This is a genomic window from Marinobacter albus (genome assembly GCF_030238305.1).
Taxonomy (GTDB): domain Bacteria; phylum Pseudomonadota; class Gammaproteobacteria; order Pseudomonadales; family Oleiphilaceae; genus Marinobacter; species Marinobacter albus.
On record NZ_JASSQD010000006.1, the window covers coordinates 1 to 5,587 of the forward strand.

General features: G+C 53.2%; 2 tRNA genes and 3 rRNA genes. All 5 read left to right on the forward strand.

The features are described from left to right. Positions 1-322: 322 nt before the first annotated feature. Positions 323-1,862 (forward strand): 16S ribosomal RNA (locus tag QQF73_RS19205). A gap of 89 nt (positions 1,863-1,951) precedes the next feature. Then, positions 1,952-2,028, forward strand: a tRNA-Ile gene (locus tag QQF73_RS19210). 45 nt (positions 2,029-2,073) lie between these two features. After that, positions 2,074-2,149: transfer RNA gene (locus tag QQF73_RS19215), tRNA-Ala, on the forward strand. A 319-nt stretch (positions 2,150-2,468) separates the two neighbouring features. Further along, positions 2,469-5,362, forward strand: a 23S ribosomal RNA gene (locus QQF73_RS19220). Between the two features lie 83 nt (positions 5,363-5,445). Beyond that, positions 5,446-5,560, forward strand: a 5S ribosomal RNA gene (gene rrf / locus QQF73_RS19225). Together the 16S, 23S and 5S rRNA genes with 2 tRNA genes alongside form the textbook arrangement of a ribosomal RNA operon. The last annotated feature ends 27 nt before the right edge of the window (positions 5,561-5,587 follow it).

Consider the following 5,587-nt stretch of genomic DNA (forward strand, 5'->3'; position numbering starts at 1 on the left):
AAAATTCTTCAGAAAGCGGTTGACAGAGAGGTGGTTCGGTGTAGAATGCGCCCTCTCGAAACAAGCAGTAAGCCGGGTGATTTTTCGGCGGGTTCCGGAGACGGGATGCAGCGAAAAATAAACGGTTGACAAGGTGGCGGTTCGATGTAGAATACGCGGCCTTGATTGAGCAACAGCTCAAGCGCTCTTTAAAAAATTGACCAAGTAATTCGTGTGGGCGCTGGCCGAGGTATTTCGGATACGAAATATCAGGACAGTGACTCGTCGAAATTGAGTTTTGTCTTGAGCAAGAATAGAGAATCTTCGGATTCTTGTATGATTTAAACTGAAGAGTTTGATCATGGCTCAGATTGAACGCTGGCGGCAGGCTTAACACATGCAAGTCGAGCGGTAACAGGGGGTGCTTGCACCCCGCTGACGAGCGGCGGACGGGTGAGTAATGCATAGGAAACTGCCCAGTAGTGGGGGATAGCCCGGGGAAACCCGGATTAATACCGCGTACGCCCTTCGGGGGAAAGCAGGGGATCTTCGGACCTTGCGCTATTGGATGTGCCTATGTCGGATTAGCTAGTTGGTGGGGTAAGAGCCTACCAAGGCGACGATCCGTAGCTGGTCTGAGAGGATGATCAGCCACATCGGGACTGAGACACGGCCCGAACTCCTACGGGAGGCAGCAGTGGGGAATATTGGACAATGGGGGCAACCCTGATCCAGCCATGCCGCGTGTGTGAAGAAGGCTTTCGGGTTGTAAAGCACTTTCAGTGAGGAGGAAAACCTTACGACTAATACTCGTGAGGCTTGACGTTACTCACAGAAGAAGCACCGGCTAACTCCGTGCCAGCAGCCGCGGTAATACGGAGGGTGCAAGCGTTAATCGGAATTACTGGGCGTAAAGCGCGCGTAGGTGGTTTGATAAGCGAGATGTGAAAGCCCCGGGCTTAACCTGGGAACGGCATTTCGAACTGTCAGGCTAGAGTGTGGTAGAGGGTAGTGGAATTTCCTGTGTAGCGGTGAAATGCGTAGATATAGGAAGGAACACCAGTGGCGAAGGCGGCTACCTGGACCAACACTGACACTGAGGTGCGAAAGCGTGGGGAGCAAACAGGATTAGATACCCTGGTAGTCCACGCCGTAAACGATGTCAACTAGCCGTTGGGGATCTTGAATCCTTAGTGGCGCAGCTAACGCACTAAGTTGACCGCCTGGGGAGTACGGCCGCAAGGTTAAAACTCAAATGAATTGACGGGGGCCCGCACAAGCGGTGGAGCATGTGGTTTAATTCGACGCAACGCGAAGAACCTTACCTGGCCTTGACATGCAGAGAGCTTTCCAGAGATGGATTGGTGCCTTCGGGAACTCTGACACAGGTGCTGCATGGCCGTCGTCAGCTCGTGTCGTGAGATGTTGGGTTAAGTCCCGTAACGAGCGCAACCCCTATCCCTAGTTGCTAGCAGTTCGGCTGAGAACTCTAGGGAGACTGCCGGTGACAAACCGGAGGAAGGTGGGGATGACGTCAGGTCATCATGGCCCTTACGGCCAGGGCTACACACGTGCTACAATGGCGCGCACAGAGGGCTGCAAACCCGCGAGGGGGAGCTAATCTCACAAAACGCGTCGTAGTCCGGATCGGAGTCTGCAACTCGACTCCGTGAAGTCGGAATCGCTAGTAATCGTGAATCAGAATGTCACGGTGAATACGTTCCCGGGCCTTGTACACACCGCCCGTCACACCATGGGAGTGGATTGCACCAGAAGTGGTTAGTCTAACCTTCGGGAGGACGATCACCACGGTGTGGTTCATGACTGGGGTGAAGTCGTAACAAGGTAGCCGTAGGGGAACCTGCGGCTGGATCACCTCCTTAAACGAAGCCGAAAGCTTCGGTCAGAGTCCACACGAATTACTTGGTTGATTAATGAAGAGAGCAGATGGGTCTATCAGGCCCGTACCATTGGGTCTGTAGCTCAGGTGGTTAGAGCGCACCCCTGATAAGGGTGAGGTCGGTGGTTCAAGTCCACCCAGACCCACCAAAATTGCTCAACTCCTGGAGTTGACCAATTTGAGGTAGCTTAAATGGGGCTATAGCTCAGCTGGGAGAGCGCCTGCCTTGCACGCAGGAGGTCGGCAGTTCGATCCTGCCTAGCTCCACCAAAACTTTACTGGCGAACTTCGGTTCATCAGTGTCCAGAAACAAGCATTTCATCAACGACCGAGGTTGTTGGATGAAGTTCTTCTTTCTGATCACTGGGTCAGATTTGCTCTTTAACAAATTGGACGAGATAGAAATACCGATTATTGGATTCCATTATCTCCGGAATTCGATAATCAGTGATAGCGATTTCAAGCGTTATCCGGTGTTGTCGTTGAAGTGGTTGTATATGGCTTCAAGTGACTGTCTCGAACTGACACACCCATCGGGCTTGCCTGGTGAGTGGCGTTGTTTCGACGATCAGTTGTCTTGGGGTTATATAGTCAAGCAACTAAGCGCATACGGTGGATGCCTTGGCAGTCAGAGGCGATGAAAGACGTGGAAGCCTGCGATAAGGTTCGGGGAGCTGGCAAACGAGCTGTGATCCGGACATTTCTGAATGGGGAAACCCACCTGGTTTCGGCCAGGTACTGTGCACTGAATCCATAGGTGTACAGGGCGAACCGGGGGAACTGAAACATCTAAGTACCCCGAGGAAAAGAAATCAACCGAGATTCCCTAAGTAGCGGCGAGCGAACGGGGATTAGCCCTTAAGCTAAACAATTGGTAGGAGAAGGCTCTGGAAAGTGCCGCCATAGTGGGTGATAGCCCCGTATCCGAAACCTGAGTTTAGTGAAATCGAGTAGGACGGGACACGTGATATCCTGTCTGAATATGGGGGGACCATCCTCCAAGGCTAAATACTCCTGACTGACCGATAGTGAACCAGTACCGTGAGGGAAAGGCGAAAAGAACCCCTGTGAGGGGAGTGAAATAGATCCTGAAACCGTATGCGTACAAGCAGTCGGAGCGGACTTGTTCCGTGACGGCGTACCTTTTGTATAATGGGTCAGCGACTTATGTTCAGTGGCGAGGTTAACCGTTTAGGGGAGCCGTAGGGAAACCGAGTCTGAATAGGGCGATTTAGTCGCTGGGCATAGACCCGAAACCGGGCGATCTATCCATGAGCAGGTTGAAGGTTGAGTAACATCAACTGGAGGACCGAACCCACTGTCGTTGAAAAGCCAGGGGATGACTTGTGGATCGGAGTGAAAGGCTAATCAAGCCCGGAGATAGCTGGTTCTCCCCGAAAGCTATTTAGGTAGCGCCTCGGACGAATACCACAGGGGGTAGAGCACTGTTTCGGCTAGGGGGTCATCCCGACTTACCAACCCGATGCAAACTCCGAATACCTGTGAGTACTATCCGGGAGACACACGGCGGGTGCTAACGTCCGTCGTGAAGAGGGAAACAACCCAGACCGCCAGCTAAGGTCCCCAAGTACCAGTTAAGTGGGAAACGATGTGGGAAGGCTCAGACAGCTAGGAGGTTGGCTTAGAAGCAGCCATCCTTTAAAGAAAGCGTAATAGCTCACTAGTCGAGTCGGCCTGCGCGGAAGATGTAACGGGGCTCAAACTGGTCACCGAAGCTGCGGCTGCATACTTTGTATGCGGGGTAGGGGAGCGTTCTGTAAGCCTGCGAAGGTGTGTTGAGAAGCATGCTGGAGGTATCAGAAGTGCGAATGCTGACATGAGTAACGACAATGCGGGTGAAAAACCCGCACGCCGGAAGACCAAGGGTTCCTGCGCAACGCTAATCGGCGCAGGGTGAGTCGGCCCCTAAGGCGAGACCGAAAGGTGTAGTCGATGGGAAACGGATTAATATTTCCGTACCTTGGATAGCTGCGATGGAGAGACGGAGAAGGCTAGGTGAGCCGGGCGACGGTTGTCCCGGTTTAAGCGAGTAGGGAGTGGACTTAGGCAAATCCGGGTCCACAATTCTGAGACGCGACGACGACTGCCCTTTTAGGGCGGGAAGTCATTGATGCCATGCTTCCAGGAAAATCTTCTAAGCTTCAGGCTATTCGAGACCGTACCCCAAACCGACACAGGTGGTCAGGTAGAGAATACCAAGGCGCTTGAGAGAACTCGGGTAAAGGAACTAGGCAAAATGGTGCCGTAACTTCGGGAGAAGGCACGCTGGTTGTATGTGAAGCCCCTGCGGGTGGAGCAGAAGCCAGTCGAAGATACCAGGCCCCTGCGACTGTTTATTAAAAACACAGCACTGTGCAAACACGAAAGTGGACGTATACGGTGTGACGCCTGCCCGGTGCCGGAAGGTTAATTGATGGGGTTAGCATTCGTGCGAAGCTCTTGATCGAAGCCCCGGTAAACGGCGGCCGTAACTATAACGGTCCTAAGGTAGCGAAATTCCTTGTCGGGTAAGTTCCGACCTGCACGAATGGCGTAACGATGGGGGCGCTGTCTCTACCCGAGACTCAGTGAAATTGAAATCGCCGTGAAGATGCGGTGTATCCGCGGCTAGACGGAAAGACCCCGTGAACCTTTACTATAGCTTCACAGTGAACTTTGAGCAGTTTTGTGTAGGATAGCTGGGAGGCTTTGAAGCGGTGACGCCAGTCATCGTGGAGCCAACCTTGAAATACCAGCCTGAGCTGTTTGAGGTTCTAACTTGGACCCCTTATCGGGGTTGAGGACACTGTGTGGTGGGTAGTTTGACTGGGGCGGTCTCCTCCCAAAGCGTAACGGAGGAGCACAAAGGTGGGCTAAGCATGGTCGGACATCATGCGGTTAGTGTAATGGCACAAGCCCGCTTAACTGCGAGACAGACACGTCGAGCAGGTGCGAAAGCAGGTCATAGTGATCCGGTGGTTCTGTATGGAAGGGCCATCGCTCAACGGATAAAAGGTACTCCGGGGATAACAGGCTGATACCGCCCAAGAGTTCACATCGACGGCGGTGTTTGGCACCTCGATGTCGGCTCATCACATCCTGGGGCTGAAGCCGGTCCCAAGGGTATGGCTGTTCGCCATTTAAAGTGGTACGCGAGCTGGGTTTAGAACGTCGTGAGACAGTTCGGTCCCTATCTGCCGTGGACGTTGGAGATTTGAGGAAAGCTGCTCCTAGTACGAGAGGACCGGAGTGGACGAACCGCTGGTGTTCGGGTTGTGTCGCCAGACGCATTGCCCGGTAGCTATGTTCGGATAGGATAACCGCTGAAAGCATCTAAGCGGGAAGCCCCTTCCAAGATGAGATCTCCCTGGACCTTCGAGGTCCCTGAAGAGCCGTTCAAGACCAGGACGTTGATAGGTCGGGTGTGTAAGCGCTGCGAGGCGTTGAGCTAACCGATACTAATTGCTCGTGCGGCTTGACTATATAACACCCAAGACAATTGCGGATAACGCACCAACGAAGTCTCTATCACATTTCATCTCGTCCCCCAGTGATCAACCGTTTTGTCTGACGACCATAGCGGCTTGGAACCACCTGATCCCATCCCGAACTCAGAAGTGAAACAGGCCTGCGCCGATGGTAGTGTGGCATTGCCCATGTGAGAGTAGGTCATCGTCAGACTCCTAATACCAAAAACCCCAGCTTCCT